Annotated in this window: 21 protein-coding genes; 6 read left to right on the plus strand and 15 right to left on the minus strand. The window is 67.6% G+C overall.

Translation table 11 applies throughout. The annotated features are described in order from the left end of the window. Window positions 1-69 precede the first annotated feature (69 nt). Both cyaY and QUG03_RS01270 read left to right on the plus strand, forming a co-directional pair. Window positions 70-387, plus strand: coding sequence for an iron donor protein CyaY (gene cyaY / locus QUG03_RS01265; protein ID WP_107801201.1), 318 nt, complete (start codon window positions 70-72; stop codon window positions 385-387). Next, entirely contained in the window at window positions 384-800 is a 417-nt protein-coding gene (locus QUG03_RS01270; RefSeq protein ID WP_107801200.1) for a YqaA family protein, read from the plus strand. Before cyaY ends, QUG03_RS01270 begins: the two co-directional genes overlap by 4 nt. Before the next feature lie 71 nt (window positions 801-871). On the opposite strand, the gene QUG03_RS01275 is transcribed toward QUG03_RS01270, so the two are convergent. From QUG03_RS01275 to hemC, 4 genes are read right to left on the minus strand one after another with little or no spacing between them, the layout of a single operon-like run. After that, the gene (locus QUG03_RS01275) at window positions 872-2,080 is read right to left on the minus strand and encodes a heme biosynthesis protein HemY (RefSeq protein WP_048412739.1); all 1,209 of its coding nucleotides are present in this window, start codon (window positions 2,078-2,080) and stop codon (window positions 872-874) included. Between the two features lie 3 nt (window positions 2,081-2,083). Further along, complete coding sequence (locus QUG03_RS01280) at window positions 2,084-3,112, minus strand: uroporphyrinogen-III C-methyltransferase (protein ID WP_107801199.1); 1,029 nt, start codon at window positions 3,110-3,112, stop codon at window positions 2,084-2,086. After that, window positions 3,109-3,840: a uroporphyrinogen-III synthase gene (locus QUG03_RS01285; protein WP_227105715.1), complete on the minus strand. Its 732-nt coding sequence runs from the start codon at window positions 3,838-3,840 to the stop codon at window positions 3,109-3,111. The genes QUG03_RS01280 and QUG03_RS01285 overlap by 4 nt, the downstream gene beginning before the upstream one ends. 7 nt (window positions 3,841-3,847) lie before the next feature. After that, window positions 3,848-4,777 (minus strand): hydroxymethylbilane synthase, encoded by a 930-nt coding sequence (gene hemC, locus QUG03_RS01290; protein ID WP_500819193.1) that lies wholly within the window; start codon window positions 4,775-4,777, stop codon window positions 3,848-3,850. Window positions 4,778-5,072: 295 nt separating this feature from the next. Between hemC and ppc the strand changes: the two genes are divergently transcribed. Then, window positions 5,073-7,772, plus strand: a complete 2,700-nt coding sequence (gene ppc / locus QUG03_RS01295) for a phosphoenolpyruvate carboxylase (protein ID WP_227105713.1) — start codon at window positions 5,073-5,075, stop codon at window positions 7,770-7,772. Window positions 7,773-8,193: 421 nt separating this feature from the next. On the opposite strand, the gene QUG03_RS01300 is transcribed toward ppc, so the two are convergent. The 4 genes from QUG03_RS01300 to hemL form a co-directional block, all read right to left on the minus strand. Further along, window positions 8,194-9,006, minus strand: coding sequence for a DUF2145 domain-containing protein (locus QUG03_RS01300; RefSeq protein ID WP_227105712.1), 813 nt, complete (start codon window positions 9,004-9,006; stop codon window positions 8,194-8,196). Further along, on the minus strand, window positions 8,993-9,451 hold the full coding sequence (locus QUG03_RS01305) for a hypothetical protein (RefSeq protein WP_227105711.1): 459 nt from the start codon (window positions 9,449-9,451) through the stop codon (window positions 8,993-8,995). The genes QUG03_RS01300 and QUG03_RS01305 overlap by 14 nt, the downstream gene beginning before the upstream one ends. 61 nt (window positions 9,452-9,512) lie before the next feature. Then, window positions 9,513-12,239 carry a DEAD/DEAH box helicase gene (locus QUG03_RS01310; protein ID WP_500819194.1) on the minus strand — a complete coding sequence of 909 codons (2,727 nt, stop codon included), beginning with the start codon at window positions 12,237-12,239 and terminating at the stop codon, window positions 9,513-9,515. A gap of 40 nt (window positions 12,240-12,279) precedes the next feature. Next, window positions 12,280-13,557 carry a glutamate-1-semialdehyde 2,1-aminomutase gene (gene hemL / locus QUG03_RS01315; protein WP_500819195.1) on the minus strand — a complete coding sequence of 426 codons (1,278 nt, stop codon included), beginning with the start codon at window positions 13,555-13,557 and terminating at the stop codon, window positions 12,280-12,282. A gap of 156 nt (window positions 13,558-13,713) precedes the next feature. Here hemL and QUG03_RS01320 point away from each other — a divergent pair, with 156 nt between their 5' ends. After that, window positions 13,714-14,307: a DJ-1/PfpI family protein gene (locus QUG03_RS01320; RefSeq protein WP_500819196.1), complete on the plus strand. Its 594-nt coding sequence runs from the start codon at window positions 13,714-13,716 to the stop codon at window positions 14,305-14,307. Window positions 14,308-14,352: 45 nt separating this feature from the next. Here QUG03_RS01320 and QUG03_RS01325 read toward each other — a convergent pair whose 3' ends face one another. From QUG03_RS01325 to QUG03_RS01355, 7 genes are all read right to left on the minus strand, one after another. Then, entirely contained in the window at window positions 14,353-14,814 is a 462-nt protein-coding gene (locus tag QUG03_RS01325; protein ID WP_166450475.1) for a CYTH domain-containing protein, read from the minus strand. A gap of 63 nt (window positions 14,815-14,877) precedes the next feature. Next, a complete protein-coding gene (locus tag QUG03_RS01330) occupies window positions 14,878-15,348 on the minus strand; it encodes a hypothetical protein (protein ID WP_235085752.1) in 471 nt (156 codons plus the stop codon). Window positions 15,349-15,361: 13 nt separating this feature from the next. Beyond that, window positions 15,362-15,778 (minus strand): CopD family protein, encoded by a 417-nt coding sequence (locus QUG03_RS01335; RefSeq protein ID WP_107802058.1) that lies wholly within the window; start codon window positions 15,776-15,778, stop codon window positions 15,362-15,364. Then, on the minus strand, window positions 15,775-16,164 hold the full coding sequence (locus tag QUG03_RS01340; protein ID WP_107801189.1) for a VOC family protein: 390 nt from the start codon (window positions 16,162-16,164) through the stop codon (window positions 15,775-15,777). The genes QUG03_RS01335 and QUG03_RS01340 overlap by 4 nt, the downstream gene beginning before the upstream one ends. Further along, window positions 16,161-16,517 carry an MmcQ/YjbR family DNA-binding protein gene (locus tag QUG03_RS01345; protein WP_107801188.1) on the minus strand — a complete coding sequence of 119 codons (357 nt, stop codon included), beginning with the start codon at window positions 16,515-16,517 and terminating at the stop codon, window positions 16,161-16,163. The genes QUG03_RS01340 and QUG03_RS01345 overlap by 4 nt, the downstream gene beginning before the upstream one ends. A gap of 2 nt (window positions 16,518-16,519) precedes the next feature. After that, complete coding sequence (locus tag QUG03_RS01350) at window positions 16,520-17,338, minus strand: M48 family metallopeptidase (protein WP_227105698.1); 819 nt, start codon at window positions 17,336-17,338, stop codon at window positions 16,520-16,522. 88 nt (window positions 17,339-17,426) lie between these two features. Further along, window positions 17,427-17,591 carry a rubredoxin gene (locus QUG03_RS01355; RefSeq protein ID WP_039756174.1) on the minus strand — a complete coding sequence of 55 codons (165 nt, stop codon included), beginning with the start codon at window positions 17,589-17,591 and terminating at the stop codon, window positions 17,427-17,429. 108 nt (window positions 17,592-17,699) lie between these two features. On the opposite strand from QUG03_RS01355, the gene thiD reads away from it, so the two are divergent. Together thiD and thiE are read left to right on the plus strand one after the other, a co-directional pair. Beyond that, window positions 17,700-18,542, plus strand: a complete 843-nt coding sequence (thiD, locus tag QUG03_RS01360) for a bifunctional hydroxymethylpyrimidine kinase/phosphomethylpyrimidine kinase (RefSeq protein ID WP_107802057.1) — start codon at window positions 17,700-17,702, stop codon at window positions 18,540-18,542. Beyond that, window positions 18,526-19,152, plus strand: a complete 627-nt coding sequence (gene thiE / locus QUG03_RS01365; protein WP_500819197.1) for a thiamine phosphate synthase — start codon at window positions 18,526-18,528, stop codon at window positions 19,150-19,152. The genes thiD and thiE overlap by 17 nt, the downstream gene beginning before the upstream one ends. Window positions 19,153-19,217: the final 65 nt, after the last annotated feature.

Below are 19,217 nucleotides of genomic sequence, written 5' to 3' on the forward strand. Positions count from 1 at the left end.
TGCGCCCGGCGATCAAGGCCTGAGCCGCGCCAAGACGGCGTCCAGGCCGTCATTCAACGGGAAAGCGCAATGAACGAAACCGAATTTCTGCGGCACACCGACGCCATCTTCGCACGCATCGAAGCCGCCATCGACGACAATGATCTGGACGCCGACTACCTGGTGTCCGGCAATGTGCTGGACATCGAGTTCAGCGACGGCGCCAAGATCATCGTCAACCGCCACACCGCCAATCAGGAGCTGTGGATCGCGGCCAAGAGCGGCGGCTACCACTTCGCCTTCCGCGACGGCCGCTGGATCGCCGCGCGCGACGGTTCGGAGTTCTTCTCCACGCTCAGCGCCGCCATCGCCGCCGCCTGCGGCGAAACCATCGGGTTTGATGAATGAGTCATTTGGTTTGGCTGGGCCTGGGCGGGCTGGCGGTGTCGGCCTTCACCTCGTCCACCATCCTGCCCGGCAATTCCGAACTGGCGCTGTCCGCCTTTCTGTACAAATGGCCGGAGTGGCTGTGGCCGGCCTTGCTGGTGGCCACGGTGGCCAATACCGCCGGCAGCGTCACCAGTCTGTGGCTGGGGCGGCTGGCGCCGCGCAAGGAGCTGCCGCCGCGGCTGGCCGGCTGGTTTCAGCGTTTCGGCCCGGCGGTGCTGGCCCTGTCCTGGCTGCCGGTGATCGGCGACGCCATCCCCTTGGCCGCCGGCTGGCTGCGCCTGCCCTGGTGGTCCAGCATTCTGTGGCTGACCCTGGGCAAGGCGGCGCGCTATCTGGCCTTGGCCTGGGGGGTGCTGCTGTTGTCGAGTTGAGCCGATAACAATCAGGGCAAATAAAAAAGGACATGCGCGAGCATGTCCTTTTTCGTATGGAGTCCCCGGGGTCAGCAGCCCTGTTTCAGCGCCAGCTCCAGGCTCTTGTTGTAATGCTGAGCCGCCAGCTCTTCCTTGCCGGTGGCTTCGAACAGCCGCGCCAGCTCGGCGTGGGCGCACAGCGTCGGCGAGATCGAGGCGCTGGCTTCCAGATAGCTCTGCGCCTTGCCCCACAGCTGCTGGCACAGGGCCAGACGGCCCAAGGCCATCAGCAGCCAGTGGTCGCGCGGCCGCTTCTTCAGCCAGTTTTCCGCGGTTTTCAGCAGTTCCAGGCGCTTGTCCTCGCTCAGGTGCTCGGCCAGCTTGCCCAGTTCGCGAGACAGCTCCGGGGTGTCGTGGTCGTCGTTGGCCAGCGCGCCGGCCAGCAAGGTGGCGGCGTAGTCGTAGTCCTGCAGCACGATCAGCCGCGCCACCACCTGGTCCATCAGCTGCGGGTTGCTGCGTTCGGCTTCCGGAATGCGGCGCAGCCAGTCGCGGATTTCCTGACCGCCCAGCAGCGTCACCAGCTGTTGCTGGTAGGCGGCCAAGCGGTAGCGCCGCGCCTGTTCCGGCTCCAGCGCGTCGGCCTTGAGCAGTTTCTCGGTCAGCGCCAGCACCGCCTCCGGCTGCTTCTGCAACAGACGGACCTTCAATTCCAGCCGCAAGGCGTTGGTCAGATTGGGCGACAGCGCGCGCGCGCGTTCGATGGCGGCCAAGGCGCCCAGCGGGTCCTTGGCTTCCAGCTTCAGTTCCGCGTCCAGCATATGGCGCGCCAGCTGCAGCCGCGGCGGCATGGCGTCCAGTTGCGCCAGATAGCCGTCCCGCTTGTCCAGATCGCCGGCGGCGCCGGCGGAACGGGCGGCGATCAAGAGCGCCAGCGCCTTGTTTTCCGGCGAGTATTCGTCGTCCAGCGATTTGCTGGCCTCGCGCTCGGCTTTCTGGAAACGGCCTTCAAAGTAGGAAATGCCGGCTTCGCGCAGCGCGTGGCGGGAGGCTTTCAGCTTTTTCTGGCGCTGGAAGCGGCGCACTTCCGCCGGCAGATTGGCGGCCACCGCCACCATGCGCAGCACCAGGTGCACCACGAAGATCAGCGCCACCACCGACACGATCAGCAGGTTGAAGGACACTTCCATCCGGTAAGGCGGCAGGAACAGGATGGCGTAGCCGGTGTTCAGGGTGGCGGCCAGGCCGACCAGCACCGCGAGGGCAAACAGCCCGGTAATCCACAAGGCGAATTTCACGGTTTATTCTCCTGCCGCGCCTTGGGCGTCGCGCACCGATTTGAGGCTGGCGTTCATGTCCGGCAGCGCCACGTCCAGCGGCGCGCCTTCCAGTTCGCCCAGCGTGCCCAGCCATTGGGTGACGGCCGGAGCGTCGCGGTCGAAGTAACGCTGCACATAGCTGCGCGCGGCCACGATGTCGGCGGCGAAGGTCTTGCCGTCGCGCTGGATCAGCGCCAGGCGCGCGTCCAGCAGGCGCATTTTCAGGTTTTCCCGCAGGAAGAAGGCTTGCTCCGGCGACAGCAGCAGCGCTTCGGGCTTGTCCATGCGGCGGATATGGATCAGCTCGCCCAGGCTCTTGCTGACGTCGGCCACCAAGCGTTCCCACAGCGGCGCGCTGGCCGGCGTCGCGGCCTTGGCCTGCGGTTTCTGGCTGGCCAGGCGGTGGGCGTCCACCGCCAGCGGCAGGCTGTCGGCGGACAGCATCAGCCGGTCCAGCTTGACGGTGAGGCCGACGCTGTCCAGATAGGGCAGGGCCTTGAGTTTTTCCAGGTCGGTGGCCACCGCCTTTTTCACGCCGATCAGCTGCGGGCGGTCGAACTTGGCCAGGCGCGCGTCCACCATCTCCAGCGCGGACACGGCGGCCGGCACATTGCCGGCCAGCTGCAATTGCTGGCTGGCGATGGCCAGGGTGTGCTCGACTTCGGACAGCAGCCAGTCGGTGCGGTTCTTGGTCAGTTCCTGGTACATGCCGTTCAGCGTCGCGTATTGGCCGGCGGATTCGTTGACGCGGGCCTCCATCAGCGCCAGCCGGCCTTCGGTGGCGCGGTTGGCGCTGATCGCCTGCTCGGTCATCGCGCGCAGCTCCTTGGCGGATCCGCTGCCTTCGGCCAGCCGGCGCGCCAGTTCCTGGCGGGCGGCGGTCAGTTCCTGCTGGGTGCTGAAGTACTGCCAGCCGGACACGCCCAGCGCGGCGATGGCGATCAGCAAGGCCGGACTCAGCGATTTCTTGGACTCGGGTTTGGCGGTTTCGGTGATCTGGGATTCGCTCATGGGTGACGACAGAACCATTTTTTAAGGCCGGCGACCAGCGCGCTGTCTTCGGCCCGGGTTGTCATGATGCGCGTCGCGCCTTGCGCGGCGAGCCGGTCGGCCACGCGCGGATGCGGCACGCAATATAGCAGGCATTGTAACGTCCTGATTCGACTGGGGCCAGCGAGACGGAACAATTGCTCTACGATTTCGCCGGAAGTGACGATTACCGCGTCCGGCGGCGCGAGGTCGAAGGCCGCCCAGTCCGGCGCGCCGTCCAGCCGGCGGTAGATTTCGGCGAACTCCACCGCCGCGCCGCGCGCGGCCAGGCTTTGCGCCAGCAGCGGCCGGCCGCCGACGCCGCGCACGATCAGCACGCGCTGTCCGCGCATATCGGCCAGTTCGGGCAGGGCCAGCAAGGCTTCGCTGTCGCTGCCCTCGGCGGGGTGCAGCGCCGTCCGGCCGCTGAGCGCGGCCAGCTTGGCGGCGCTGGCGCGGCCGACGCAGACCAGCCGCTTGGCGGCGAGGTCCAGCGTTCGCAGTGCCGGCCAGGCCTGATCTATGGCGCTGGGGCTGACGAAGACCAGGCAGTCCGCCGCCGCCGCTTGTCGCGGCAGCGCCGCCAGCGCATCCGGCTGCGGAGCGATCTCCATCAGCGGCAGATGGCCGGCGTCGAAGCCGGCGGCGGCGAGCAGGCGCAGCAGCTCGGCGCTTTGCGCCAGCGGGCGGGCGACCAGGACGCGCGGCATCGCCGTCTCAGCGCGGGTCGGCCAGCACCGCTTCGATCAGCGGGCCGGCGCCGTCGTCCAGCAGCTTCTTGGCCACGACGCGGCCCAGCGCGTCGGCGTAATCGGCCGGGGCGCTGGCGCTGGCGGTCAGCATCACCGAACCGTCCGGGCTGGCGACGAAGCCGCCCAGCGTCAGCGTGTCTTCGCTGAGGGTGGCGAAGGCGCCCAGCGGCACCTGGCAGCTGCCGCCCAGCTCGCGCGCCAGCGCGCGCTCGGCGCTGACACAGGCGTGGGTGGCGGCGTGGTTCAGCGGCGCGAGCAGTCGCATCAGGTCGGCGCGGTCGGCGCGGATTTCGATGCCCAGCGCGCCTTGGCCGGCGGCCGGCAGGCTTTCCGACGGCGGCAGCTCCTTGCGGATGCGCTCGGACAGGCCCAGGCGCTTGAGACCGGCGGCGGCCAGGATGATGGCGTCGTATTCGCCGTCGTCCAGCTTGCGCAGCCGGGTTTGCACATTGCCACGCAGCGGCTTGACCACCAGCCGCGGATAGCGGGCGCGGATCTGCGATTCGCGGCGCAGGCTGGAGGTGCCCACCACCGCGCCGTCCGGCAGCTCCGACAAGTCCGCGCAGCGGGCGGACACCAGCGCGTCGCGGGGGTCTTCGCGCTCGCAGATGGCGGCCAGCGCGAAGCCTTCCGGCAGCACCATCGGCACGTCCTTGATCGAATGCACGGCCAGGTCGGCGCGGCCTTCGGCCAGCGCCACTTCCAGCTCTTTGACGAACAGGCCTTTGCCGCCGATCTTGGACAGGGTCTTGTCCAGAATCTGGTCGCCCTGGGTGGTCATGCCCAGGATGTCCACGCTGAGGTGGGGGTAGAGCGCTTGCAGCCGGGCCTGGATATGTTCGGCCTGCCACATGGCCAGCCGGCTCTCGCGGCTGGCGATGACGATTTTGTCCATGAAAACCGGTTTCCGATTGGGCTATGTGCTTGGATGGCGGGCATTCTAGCACGCCGGCCCGACGCGCAGCGCCGCGGCATCGTCCAGGCGGGGGCGTAAAGCTTGATGTTGCGCAATGCGCAGTCAGGTCAATATCTAACGGCTTAAATGACAGTAGTGTTGCCACTACAGAGGCAAGCCTGCTTATGATGTTTTGCATGCGAAACGAATCGTCTGAAGTCAGCGACCGCGCTGACTTGAGCCGATTCAAAACTAGGAGCGGCCACGGCCGCTCGTCATCATCAAGGAATACCGAATGAGCGATTTAGACAAGGACTTGCCGCTGCGCGCCGATCTGGCGCGCCTGGACCGCGCGCTGGCCGAAGTGTTGAGCGAACAGGCCGGCCCCGAGGTCTACGCCGAGGTGCGCGCCATCGCCGGCCGCAGCGCCGAGGAACGCAGCCAGCCCTTGGCGGCGGAGTTGAGCCCGGCGGCGGCGATGGCGCTGGTGCGCGCCTGCGGCCTGTACGCCCAGCTGTTCAATATCGCCGAGGACCTGCACCATGTGCGCCGCCGCCGCGCCCACCGACAGGCCGGTTCCGCGCCGCAGCAGGGCAGCCTGTCGCGCGCGCTGGGCAAGCTGAAGGCGGACGGCGTCAGCATCGCCATGCTGGCCGACACCCTGCGCGACGCCTATGTCGGCGCCATCCTCACCGCCCACCCCACCGAGGTGCAGCGCCAGAGCGTGCTGGACGGCCACCGCGCGGTGCGCCGTTTCCTGGGCAAGCTGGCGGCGGCGGACCTGACGCCGGAAGAAGAAGAGGAACTGGAGGCCAAGCTCAAGCGCGTGATCGTCGCGCTGTGGCAGACCTCGGAAATCCGTCACTTCAAGCTGGCGGTCAAGGACGAGATCGAAAACGGCGTCGCCTACCACCCGCTGACCTTCTTCCAGGCCTTGCCGGCGCTGTATCAGCGCCTGGACCGGCAGATTGAGGCCACCTGGGGCCAGACGACGCCGTTGCCGTCCTTCATCCGCGTCGGCAGCTGGATAGGCGGCGACCGCGACGGCAACCCCAATGTCGACGCCGTGGTGCTGCGCCACGCGGTGACGCGCCAGGCGCAAGTGGCCTTCGAACATTATCTGTACGAGCTGGCGGCCTTGTACCGCGAGCTGTCGCTGTCGCAGCGCCTGGTCGGCGTCAGCCCGGCCTTGGTGGGCTTGGCGGCGTTGACGCCGGACCAGGAGGAGAGCCGCCGCGAGGAACCGTATCGGCGCGCGCTGGCGGCAATGGAGGCGCGGGTACTGGCCACCGGCCTGCGGCTGGGCGTGAGCCTGAGCGGCCGCTGGCCGGCGGGCCGGCCCTATGCCGACCAGGCTGAATTCCAGGCCGATCTCGCGGTGCTGGATGCCTCGCTGCGCGAACACGGCAGCGCGACGCTGGCCGACGGCCGGCTGGCGGAACTGATCCGCGCGGTGGACGTGTTCGGCTTCTTCCTGATGCCGCTGGACCTGCGCCAGTTCGCCGGCAGCCACGAGGCGGTGGTGGGCGAGCTGTTCGCCCGCGCCGGGCTGGAGGAGTTCGCGGCGCTGGACGAGGCGGCGCGGACCCGGGTGCTGCTGCGCGAGCTGGCCACGCCGCGGCTGCTGTATTCGCCCTATCTGGACTACAGCGCCGAAGCGGAGAAGGAACTGGCCATCTTCCGCGAGGCGGCCTTGATCCAACGTCAGTTCGGCGTGGACGCCATCGGCCAGAGCATTATTTCCAATTGCGCCCAGGTCAGCGACATCCTGGCGCTGGCGCTGCTGCTGAAGGAGGCCGGCATGATCCGGCTGGTGGACGGGCAGCCGCGCGCCAGCGTCAACCTGGTGCCCCTGTTCGAAACCATCGCCGATCTGGACCGCAGCGCTCAGGTGATGACGGCGCTGTTCGCGCTGCCGTGGTACCAGCAACTGCTGGACAGCCGCGGCCGCATGCAGGAAGTGATGCTGGGCTATTCCGACAGCAATAAGGACGGCGGTTATCTGACCAGCCAATGGCAGCTCTACCAGGCGGAAAAGCGGCTGGTGCGCTGTTTCGCCGACGGCCGGGTCAAGCTGCGGCTGTTCCACGGCCGCGGCGGCTCGGTGGGCCGCGGCGGCGGTCCGTCGTTCGAAGCCATCATGGCGCAGCCGGCCGGCAGCGTGGCCGGCCGCATCCGCATCACCGAGCAGGGCGAGGTGATCGCATCCAAGTATTCGGACCCGGCCATCGGCGGCCGCAACCTGGAAGCCCTGGTGGCGGCGACGCTGGAAGCCAGCCTCAGCGGCTGCGCCAGCTGCGAGACCGACGAGACGGTGTTCGACGAGCTGTCGGACGCCGCCTACCGCGCCTATCGCGAGCTGGTGGAAGCGCCGGGCTTCATGCAGTACTTCCTGGAGGCGACGCCGATCAACGCCATCGCCAAGCTCAATATCGGCAGCCGGCCGGCCTCGCGCAAGAGCCTGGCTTCGATCAAGGACCTGCGCGCCATTCCCTGGGTGTTCTCCTGGTCGCAATCGCGGGTGATGCTGCCCGGCTGGTTCGGCGTCGGTTCGGCGGTGCGCGCCTTCATCGAGCGCCACGGCGAAGCCGGCCGCGCGCGCCTGCAAAGCCTGTATCGCAGTTCGCCGTTCTTCCAGGTGGTGTTGTCCAATATGGAGCAGGTGCTGGCCAAGGCGGATCTGGGCATCGCCCGCCGCTTCGCCGGCCTGGTGGAGGACCGAGCGCTGGCCGAGGCGCTGTTCGGCCGCATCCAGGCCGAGTGGCAGGCCACGCTGGACGCTTTCTACGCCGTCACCGGCCAAAGCGCGCTGTTGGAGAAGAACCCGACGCTGCACCGCAGCCTGGAAACGCGCTTGCCGTATCTGGACGCGCTGGGCCTGTTGCAGGCCGAGTTGCTGAGCCGGCTGCGCCGTCAGCCGGACGACGCCGAGGCCTTGTACGCGATTCATCTGACCATCAACGGCACTTCGGCCGGCTTGCGCAACAGCGGTTGAGGCCAGGCGCGGCGGCGGCACAGGCCCGTCGCTGCGCTATGTAGGCTGGTTTTGCTGCTGGAGCTCGTTTTTGATTATTTCAGATCGGGCTAATGGCCTAAATGATGATTTAGGGCCGGTTCCGCCCTGACCGAGCGAAGCGTCGCGAGGAAATCAAACGGAAAGGGAGATGTGCGCGGCCCAGCCGCCCCATCGCTGAGCGAATCAAAGATTCTCAGTGATGGGGCGCTAAGGTCGCGGTGCTCGAACAAGCCGCCGCTTAAAACCCGCGAAGCGAAGTTGTTGCGTAGCTAAAACCTCGGGCCCGCCCCCCGACGGCAGGCTTGAAGGGTGCCGGGGCGCGTCGAATACGAAGTCTCCTACGTATCTACACAGCATCTCAAGGTACTCATAAAAGATCGTGAACAGGCTCGAGGCCAAGTCAAGGCGCGGGGATGTCCAACACTTGCCAGCCCTCCTTGCGCGCCTGCAGGAAGTTCATCACCGAATCCACGGTCACGGTCTGGATGCGGTCGGCGTAGCGCATCTCGTTGGGGTGGTCGTCGAAGGCGACATTGGCCTTGAACATGCGGCCGCCCAGCCGCGTCAGCGGCCCCAGCTTGAGTTCCGACGGCGCGTAGCCGTTGAGCTTCAGCCACATTTGCGCCTGTTCGCGGTTGGCGATGCGCGCTTCCTGGCTGGCCGAGGCCGCCAGCGTTTCCAGCACCCAGGTGTTGGAGTTTTCGTAGCGGGTGGCGAAGGGATAGGCCAGCAGGCTGTATTGCGGGGTGTGCAGTTCGCGCAGCCGCGGCGGCGCCTGCAGCCGTTCGCGCAGGCGGGCGGCCAGCGCCGGCGGCGGCAGCAGCGCCACCGATTCGAAGGAATACATATCGTCGAGGAAGAAATTGCCCAGGCCCTCGTACCACAGGTCGGAGCTGGCGCTGCCGCAGTCGTTGAGCAGGTGGGCGACGCGCCAGCGGCCTTCCGGCTGGCGGTAGGCGATGCCGACATGGGTGTAGCGCAGCTTGAAGCGCGACAGGTCCTGGCCGACGCGGCCGATCACCGCGACGCCGCCGCCGCTGGCGTCCAGCTTTTGCCGCAGCTGTTCGGCGGCGGCCATCGCCTTGCCGAAGGTGGCCGGGGTGATGGTTTGTTCCTCGCAGCTGCGGCCGGCCTGGGCGGTGTGCGGCAGCAGCAGGCAGAGCGCCAGGCCAAGGCCGGCGAGGCGGGCGGGCAGAGCGTCAGGACGGGACACGGTTGTGCTCCAGCAGGGCCTCGCCCAGCTTGTTGGGGATGAAGGCCAGCACTTTGCCGGAGGTGACCAGCATGGTGCCGCTAGCCACCGCGGTGACTTGCACCGAGGCGCCGACCGCGGCGCCGGTGGCTTTCAGCGCCTTGCCGGACAACTCCACCACCAGCTTGGCGCCGCCTTGCACCGCATCCAGCGACATCTTGACGGTGTCGCCGGCGCCCTGGGCCAGGCCGGTGATCACATAGGCGCTGCCGGTCACCGCCAGCACCGGGGCCAGCAGCGATTCGCCCTTGCCCTGGGCGCTGCCGGCCACGCTGATCGCCGGCGCGGCGACGATGGACAGGGTGCCGACGGAGATTTTCTCGGAGGCGGTGTCGGTCTGGGACAGGCCGGCCCAGGCGGGCAGCGCGGACAGCAGCAGGCTGGACAGCAGGAGGGCTTTGAGCATGGATAATCCGGAATCAAGGAAATGACGCCAGCTTGCCCATTTTATGACGAAAGGGCAATGCTCAGCTTTGGCGCAATAGTGCCAACAGCGCCGCGCCGTCCAGCCGCGCGCTGAGATCGCCGCCGTCCAGCAGGCTGTCGGCCAGCTCGCGCTTGCTGGCGTGCAGCGCCACGATCTTTTCTTCTATGGTGTGCTGGGCCACCAGCCGGTACACCGTCACCGGCCGCTGCTGGCCCATGCGGTAGGCGCGGTCGCTGGCCTGGTCTTCCACCGCCGGGTTCCACCAGGGGTCGAGGTGGATCACGTAGTCGGCGGCGGTCAGGTTGAGGCCGGTGCCGCCGGCTTTCAGGCTGATCAGGAACACCTCGCCGTCGCCGGCCTGGAAGGCGTCCATGCGCGCCTTGCGTTGCGGGCCGGGCACCGCGCCGTCCAGGTATTGGTAGCGTATGCCTTGCTCGTCCATCCAGCGGCGGACGATGGCGAGGTGATCGACGAACTGGCTGAACACCAGCGCCTTGTGGCCGTTGTCCAGCAGTTCCAGCATCAGTTCGCGGAACAATGCCTGCTTGGCGGAGGGCAAGGCGCTGTCCGGCTGGGTCAGCGTGGGGTGGCAGCAGAAGCGGCGCAGCCGGGTCAGTTCGGCCAGCACTTGCATCGCGCCGCCCTCGGCCTCGCCCGGCTGGCCCAGCTTGTCCAGCGCCTGCTGACGCATCGCCTCGTAGACTTCCATTTCCGCCTCGCTCAGCGGGACGGCGCGGGTGATGTCGGTGCGCGGCGGCAACTCGGTCAGCACCTGTTGCTTGGTGCGGCGCAGCAGATAGGGGCGGATCAGCGCCTTCAGCGCGTCGCGGGCGTCTTCGTCGCCGTCGGCGATGGGCTGGGCGAAGCGCTGCTGGAATTTGTCCTCGTTGCCCAGCAGGCCGGGCGCGACGAAGCGGAACAGGCTCCACAATTCGCCCAAATGGTTTTCCACCGGGGTGCCGCTGGCGGCCAGGCGGAAATCGGCGTAGAGCGCGTGGGCGGCCTGGGCGCGCTGGCTGGCTGCGTTCTTGATCGCCTGCGCCTCGTCCAGCACCACGCTGGCCCAGCGCACCTCGGCGAAGGTGTCGGCGTCGCGTTGCAGCAGGCCGTAGCTGGCCACCACCAGATCGCCGGGGCCGGCGTTGTCCAGCCGCCGTTGTTGCTGGTAGGGCCGCAGCCGCAGGCTGGGCGCGAAGCGGGCGGCCTCTGCCAGCCAGTTCAGCGCCACCGAGGTGGGCGCCACCACCAGCTGCGGGCCGAGCGCGGCGCGGCTGAGCAAGAGCGCCAGCGTCTGCACCGTCTTGCCCAGGCCCATATCGTCGGCCAGGCAGGCGCCGGCGCCCCAGTGGGCCAGCCGCGCCAGCCAGTTGTAGCCTTGCTGCTGGTAAGGCCGCAGCGTGGCGCGCAGGGTGTCCGGTATTTCGGGTTCGAAGCTTTGCAGCGATTGCAGCCGCCGCCATTGTTCATTCCAGCCGGCGTCGCCGTCGAAAGCGCCGGCCTCGGCCGCCAGTTCGCCCAGCCGCGGCGCGGCCAGCGGGCTCAGGCGCAGGCCGCCGGGCGCGGCGTGGTCGGCTAGCAGCGTCAGTTGGCGCAGGCGGGCGGCGAGGGAGTCGGACAGCGCCAGCCAGTCGCCGTCGGACAGGCGCAGGTAGCGGCCGGACTGGCCGGCCAGCGCTTCCAGCAGATGGCGCAGCGCCAGGATGTTGCCGTCGTCCAGCCCCAGTTCGCCGTCCACTTCCAGCCAGCCGCCCTTGCGCTTGGCGCTCAGTTTCAGCTGCGGCAGGCCGACGCCGGCGCGGATGCGCTGGCGCTGGCCGGACGGCCATTCGCATTGCAGGGTGTCCGCGTCCAGCGTCTGCAGTTCGGCCAGCAGGTCCAAGGCCGCCTGCTGGCCGTCCAGCACCCATTCGTCGCTGTCGCGGCGCGCGGCGGCCAGCGTCGGGCAGGCGGCGTGGACCCGGCGCTGGCGGGCACGCTCGGCGGGAAGGTCGCGCTTGAGCTGCAGCGCGACGCCGTCCGCGCTCACCACCAGGCCGGGCGCGCCGCGGCCGGGCGCGTACAGCGCGCTGGCCGGGTGCGGGCGCACTTTCAGCTGCAGCCGCAGGCCGGCCTCGTCCAGCCGCAGCAGCGCGCGCAGAACGGCGTCGGCCGGCTGGCTGGGCAGGCTGTCGTCAAAGCTGGCGCTGACGTCGTGCAAGGGCAGCTCCGGCGCGATGTCGCGGATGGCGTCCAGCACTTTCTTGCGGGCGTGCCAGGGCAGGCTCAGGCTGTGGCCGAGCAGGGCGGCGATCTGGCGCACCTCCTCGTCCAGCCGGTAGACCGCGAGACGGTCCGGCGCCAGCTTGCGCCACAGCACGCCTGCGCATGCGGCGATGCCGGGCGGGCTCAGCCGCAGGGAGATCTGTTCGCCCTGGCGCTCCAGTTCCAGCGCCACTTGGCCGGCCTCCACCCGCAGCGGCTGTTCCGGCGCGTCGGCCCAGTACAGCGCCGGGTGGCCGACCAGCAGCGGCAGCGCGGCCAGCGCGTCCAGCGCCGCGTGGCCGTCGGCGGCGATGTCGGCCTGCAAGGCGGCCAGCGCGCGCAGGATCAGCCGGTCCTGGCCGCCGAGCCAGTCCAGGCCGTCCTGTTCCGCCAGCAGTCTGGTGAGCGGCAGGCGCCGGCCGCGGCCGTAGCCGTCGGGGCCTCGCGTTTGCTCGCAGGGCTGCAGCTCCACGCCGGAGGCTTCGACGCGCAGCCGCCAGGCCAGGCGGGTGGGGGGAGTGTGCATACGGGAAGGCGCCGCCGCGCGGAGGCGGCGGCGTTCAGGCTTAGACGCGGCTCAGCGCGCGGGCTGCGGCGGCCAGGGTCTGCTCGATGATGTCGTCGCTGTGGGCGCTGGAGACGAAGCCGGCTTCGTAGGCGGACGGCGCCAAGTAGACGCCTTCGTCCAGCATCGCGTGGAAGAAGCGCTTAAAGCGTTCGATGTCGCAGCGGGTGGCTTCGGCGTAGGACTTGGGCGCGTGCTCGCTGAAGTAGAAGCCGAACATGCCGCCCACGCTGTCGCTGCTCATGGTCACGCCGGCCGCGCGCGCGGCGTCGGCCAGGCCCTGGGCCAGACGCGCGGTGCGGCGGCCCAGCTCGGCGTGGAAGCCCGGCTGCTGGATCAGTTTGAGGGTGGCGAGGCCGGCGGCCACCGACAGCGGATTGCCGGACAGGGTGCCGGCCTGGTAGACGTTGCCCAGCGGCGCGATGCAGGCCATGATGTCGGCGCGGCCGCCAAAGGCCGCCAGCGGCATGCCGCCGCCCACCACCTTGCCCAGCGTGGTCAGGTCCGGCTTGATGCCGTGCAGGCCCTGGGCGCAGTTCAGCGCCACGCGGAAGCCGGTCATCACTTCGTCGTAGATCAGCACCGCGCCGTGTTGCTCGGTCAGGCTGCGCAGCGCCTGGACGAACTCGGCCGAGGGCTGGATCAAATTCATATTGCCGGCGATCGGTTCCAGGATCACGCAGGCGATCTGGTCGCCGATTTCGCGGAAGGTCTTGTCCAGCTGTTCGACGTCGTTGTACTGCAGCACCAGGGTGTGCTTGGTGCAGTCGGCCGGCACGCCGCCGGAGGACGGGTTGCCGAAGGTGAGCAGGCCGGAGCCGGCCTTGACCAGCAGGCTGTCGGAATGGCCGTGGTAGCAGCCTTCGAATTTGACGATGAGGTCGCGGCCGGTGAAACCGCGCGCCAGGCGGATCGCCGACATGGTGGCCTCGGTGCCGGAGGAGACCAGGCGCACTTGCTCGACCGAGGGCAGCAGCTTGCGGATTTCCTCGGCGATCAGCACTTCGCCCTCGGTGGGCGCGCCGAAGGACAGGCCGCCGACGGCCGCTTCCTGCACCGCGCGCACCACGTCCGGGTGGGCATGGCCGACGATGGCCGGGCCCCAGGAACCTACATAGTCCAGATACTGTTTGTCGTCGGCGTCCCAGAAGTAGGCGCCTTCGGCGCGCTTGACGAAGCGCGGCGTGCCGCCGACCTGGCCGAAGGCGCGCACCGGCGAGTTGACGCCGCCGGGGATGGATTTCTTGCCACGTTCAAACAGTTCCAGATTGCGGGACATGTGCGTTTCCTTGTCGGGCGGCCGCGGCCGCGGGTGTGTTCGGATTGGGCGCGGGCGCTGGACCCGCCATTGGCCGCTATTTTAACCGAGGCTGGCGTAGGTGGGCTATGAGTGATATATGCTTTTGACCATGTCATTTTCGATAGAGAACGCGTCATGAAAAAAGCCGTATTTTTCTTATTGGATGAGTACGCCGAGTGGGAAAGCGCTTTTCTGGCCAGCCGGCTGGCGATGAGCAAGCAGTGGTCGGTGGCCACGGCCTCCTTGGAGCGGGGCGTGTGCAAATCCATGGGTGGTTTTACAACGGTTGTTGACTACGCTCTGATGGATATTCCCGGCGATACCGCGCTGTTGGTTTTAGTCGGCGGCAACGCCTGGGGCCTGGACAGCCCTGAGTTGAGGGAGAGGGTTGCCGCTTGCTTGGCAACAGGGGTTGTCGTGGCGGCAATTTGCGGCGCGGTGGATTTTTTGGCGCGGAATGGCTTGTTGAATGATTATCGCCACACCGGCAATGCTCAGCATTTGTGGGCGGAATATCCGGAATATCGCCATCACGCTGGCTTTATCGCAGCGCAAACGGTGCGGGATAGAAACCTGATCACAGCGAATGGAACTGCGGCCATGGAGTTTTCGGAAAGCGTATTAAAATCTTTGCACGCGGGTGATTCGGCGGAAATAGAGATGGAGCATAAGTTATTTAAAATGGGCTACCATGATTACGTTCTGCAATATGGCAACCCATTCGCATAGCCTTGATCCGAGCCATCGCTAATCCATGGCGTCAGGCCGGCAAGACTACCAGCGGCTATAGGGGTTCTTGGACAGATAGGCGTTGGTGTAGCGGCCGTCCTCGGTGACTTCCTCGCCTATCCAGGCCGGCTGGTCGAATGAGGTGCTTTCATCCGGCAGCTCGATTTCGGCCAAGACCAGGCCGGCGTTGTCGCCGAAAAATTCGTCCACTTCCCAGATGAAGCCGCCGTGCTCGATGCGGTGGCGCAGCTTGTCCACCACCATCGGGCACATCGCTCCCATGATGGTTTGCGCGTCGGCCAGCGGCACCGGGTATTCGAACTCGTGGCGGCTGACGTTGCTGATATTGCTTTTCAACGTCAGCCAGGCCTGATCTCCGACCACGCGCACGCGCACGGTGCGTTCCTTTTCCACCGACAGATAACCCTGGCGGTATTGCACGCCTGGGGCCAGGCCGCGCCAGGCGTCGCCTACGACGATGAAGCGGCGTTCGATTTCCACTGCCATTTTATACCTACTCCAGCCAGTTCAACGCTGTATCGCCGCAGTGCAGCGGACATTGAACAGCTTCTAATGGGCGATCTGTTCGCCCTTGGGTTTACCGCAGGCTTCCGCCCGCGGCGAGATCTGCAGATACAGCGACAGGCTGCTTTGCTGAGAGACTACGCCGCTGCTCTGGCCGTAAGGCGTGGCGCGTTGCGGCCAGCTCCCCACCAATTCCGGCTGGGCGCCGATCAGGGTCTGGGCGCTGACCACGCGTTTGCCGTCCTGGTCGCTCCAGCTGGCGTTGGCGTTCAGCAAGGGTTTGTGCTGGGCGCGCGCCGCGGAGACGGTGCCGCCGATGCTGAGCAGGGCGTCGCCGACCTCCCGCTGGCCGGAAAAAGCGCCCTTGGCGTCCACGCACATCGGTAGCCGCAGCAGCTCCGCGCCGTCGCGGCGCAGCGTGGCCACCACTTCCGGCGGCAGCGCCGGTTTGGGCGGCAGCGGGGTGGCGGCCCAGGCGGGCAGGCAGCCCAGCCACAATGCAATCCATTTGCGCATGCGATCCATCTCCTCAGAACGGTTTGACCACCACCAGAATCACCACCGCCAGCAAGACCAGCACCGGCAGTTCGTTGAACACGCGGAACCAGGTATGGCTGCGGCGGTTGGTTTTGGCGGCGAAGTCGCGGTAGAGCTTGCCGCAACAGCCGTGGTAGCCGACCAAGAGCAGCACCAGGGTCAGCTTGGCGTGCAGCCAGCCGCCGCCGATGCCGAAGCCCAGCCACAGGCCAAGACCGGTGGCCAGCGCCAGCGCGGCCAGCGGGGTCATGAAGCGGTAGAGCTTGCGCGCCATCAGCAGCAGGCGCTGGTATTCGGCGTCCTGTTCCGCCAGCGCCAGATTGACATAGAGGCGCGGCAGGTAGAACAGCCCGGCGAACCAGGACACCACGAAAAAGATGTGAAAGGCTTTCAGGTAAAGGTAGCTCACGGTGTCCTTGTCCTTGTGGCGGGCGTCCATGGGCCGCGCAAACCGATGCAATTGCCCCATGGGTCCCGCAATTGGCAGATGCCCTGTTGCGCTTCTATCGCCAGCGGGCCGCGATACAAGGCGGCGCCCAGGCCGGTCAGCCGATGGATGTCGGCGTCCAGGTCGCCGCTGCGCCAATAGACGACGCTGCCGGCCGCGCCGGAGCCCACCTTGGCGTCGGCCCGCACGATTTCCAGCCGGACGCCCTGCCATTCCAGGCAGGCGAAGTCGAAATCGGGCAGGTCTACGGCTTGCGCCGCTGGAAAAGCCCGTTGATACCAGGCGAGTCCGGCGCGCCAATCGGCGACGTGAATCAGCACCGCGGCGATGGGCCCGGCTGCGCTCATGCGCTGGCCTCGTAGCGCTGTCTGACCGCCTTGGGCAGCTTGGCCAGCACCAGGCGCCGCGCGTCGGCGAGGCCGTCGTGCAACTGCTCCAGGCTCAGCGCCTCCAGCGACGACACTTCTATCCAGCGCGCCCGCGCCAGATACGGCGCCGGCCGCACCCCGGGCAGGCCGCTGAGGACGAGAAAATCGTCGTCGGCCACCTTGTACATCACCGTGTCGTCGTTGAACAGGGCGAACATCTTGCTTTCCAGGCTGAGCACGCGCCGGGTTTCCCACTTGATGTCGAACTGGGCGCCCGGCAAGGCGCGGGCCTGGGCCAGCAGCGCGTCCATATCCTCTTTGCGCAAGGGCATGTTCAGCCTTTCTTCGCGGCCTGGTACAGCGGCATCACTTGCGGGATGCGCTGCTGCAGGTCGTGGATGCGGGTGGGGCCGGACGGGTGGGTGGACAGGAATTCCACGCCACCGCCATTGCCGGCCGCCTGCATTTTGTTCCAGACGTTGACCGCGGCGTTGGGGTCGTAGCCGGCGCGCGCCATCAGTTCCAGGCCCATGATGTCGGCCTCGGATTCCATGGTGCGGCTGTTGGGCTTGGACAAGGCCACGTCGGCGGCCATCGCCGCCATGTCCAGCTGGTTCTGCCTGAGGCCGGCCACCGCGCCCACCAGCGACAGACCCACTTGCTGCGCGTAGGCCTGGCTCATGCTTTCGCGCGAGTGCTCGCGCAATGCGTGCGAGATTTCATGGCCGATGACGGCCGCCAGTTCGGCGTCGCTCAGCTTGAGCTTGGTGATCAGGCCGGAGTAGACCATGATCTTGCCGCCGGCCATCGCGTAGGCGTTGGGTTCGTCATTGCGCATCACATTGACTTCCCAACGCCATTTGGCCGCGTCGGGACGGAATACCGGCGCCTGGGCGATCAGGCGCTGGGAGATTTTGCGCACCCGCGCCGTCATCGCCGCGTCGGCGTTGAGCTGGCCGCCGGCGCGCGCCTTGCCCAGCTGCTGGGCATAGGATTTGGCCGACATCTGCTCCACTTCCTGGCTGGACAGCAGCATGGTTTGACCGCGGTTGACGCCGACGGCGCCGCCCTGGGTGGTGTTGACCTGGGCACAGCCGGCGAGGGCGGCGGCGACCAGCAGGCCGGCCAGGGTTTTGCTCCAGAAACTTTTCATTGCGGTATGGCCTCTTGAGCGCCGGACGCCGCCTGGACGGCGAGCTGCGGCGCGGCGGGAAATCGCGGCGGACGCGGGTGGCGCCGGCTCAGATTTCCACCATTTCGAAATCGTCTTTGCGCGCGTCGCAATCCGGGCAAGTCCAGTTGGGCGGAATGTCTTCCCACTTGGTGCCCGGCGGGATACCATCCTCCGGACGGCCGGCTTCCTCGTCGTAGATAAAGCCGCAGATCAGACACATCCAAGTACGCATCGCATCACCTTGTGATCGAGTAAAACAGTTATTCTAAGAGTGGTCCGCGACACTGACAATGCGCCCGCCGGCCGCTCCGCCCATATACAGAACGAAGAGGTTTCCGTCTTGACCACTCAGCCCACTCCTCCCGTGGTCCTTACCCTGGCGGGCTCGGACCCTTCCGGCGGCGCCGGCATCCAGGCCGACATTCTGACGCTGGCCAGCCTGGGATGCCATCCCTTGTCGGTGATCACCGCGATTACGGTGCAGGATACCGTCGGCATCAATGACTTTATGGTGCTGGACGCGGACTGGGTCAATGACCAGGCGCGTTTTCTGATGGAAGACATTCCGGTCACCGCTTTCAAGATCGGCATGTTGGGCAGTGTGGAAAACGTGGCGGTGGTGGCGCAGCTGATCGCGGACTACCCGGACATCCCGGTGGTGTTGGATCCGGTGCTGGCCAGCGGCGGCGGCCACGAGTTGGCCGACGAGGACTTGATCGCCGCGATGCGCGACATGCTGATTCCGCAGGTGTCCATCCTGACGCCCAACAGCATAGAAGCGCGGCGCATCGCCAGCAACGACGCCGACGAGGACGAGGATCTGACGCTGGAGCAGTGCGCGCAGCGCATCCTGGCGCTGGGCTGCCCGCACCTGCTGATCACCGGCACCCACGAAAACACCAAGGAAGTGGTCAACCAGCTGTACGGTCCCGGCGGCCTGGTGCGCTCCGACGCCTGGGAGCGTCTGCCGGGCAGCTACCACGGCTCCGGCTGCACGCTGGCCTCGGCCATCGCCGGCATGCTGGCCACCGGCCTGCTGTTGCCGGAAGCGGTGCGGGAGGCGCAGGAGTATACCTATCAATCCTTGATCAACGGCTTCCGGCCCGGCATGGGCCAGTTCCTGCCGGATCGGATGTTCTGGGCGCGCGGCGACGACGAGGACGACGATGCCGGACAGGCTTAAGGGGCTGTACGCGATCACGCCGGACACCGAGGACAGCGCGCGGCTGCTGAGCCTGGCGCAGGCGGCGGCGCCGCACATCGACATCCTGCAATACCGCAACAAGAGCGTGGACGCGGTTTTGCGTCTGGAGCAGGCGCAGGCGCTGGCCGAGCTGTGCCGGCGCAAGGGCGTGGTCTTCATCGTCAACGACGATGTGGAGCTGGCGGCGCGCGTCGGGGCCGACGGCGTGCATCTGGGCCGCGACGACGCCGCCCTGAGCGCGGCGCGGCGGCGGCTGGGCGCCGGCGCGCTGATAGGCGCGTCTTGCTACGACAGCCTGGAGCGGGCGCGCCGGGCGGCGGAGGCCGGCGCCAGCTACCTCGCCTTCGGCGCGGTGTTTCCGTCCGGCACCAAGCCGGACGCGGCGCGCGCAGGGCTGGGTCTGTTTTCCGAGGCGCGCAGCTTGGGCGCGCCCCTGGTGGCGATAGGCGGCATTCATGCCGGCAACGCCGGACAGGCGCTGGCGGCCGGCGCGGATGCGATCGCGGTGATAGGCGGCGTGTTCGGCGCGGCGGACCCGGCCGCCGCGGCCGGGGAACTGGCGGCGATATGCCGCCGGGGCGGCCGCTGAAAGCAAAACCGCCGCGCAGGGCGCGGCGGTTGGAGGATGCTCGGGTTCGGGTTTGGCGTCTGTTC

The sequence above is a fragment of the Chromobacterium sp. CCUG 30098 genome, assembly GCF_059916605.1.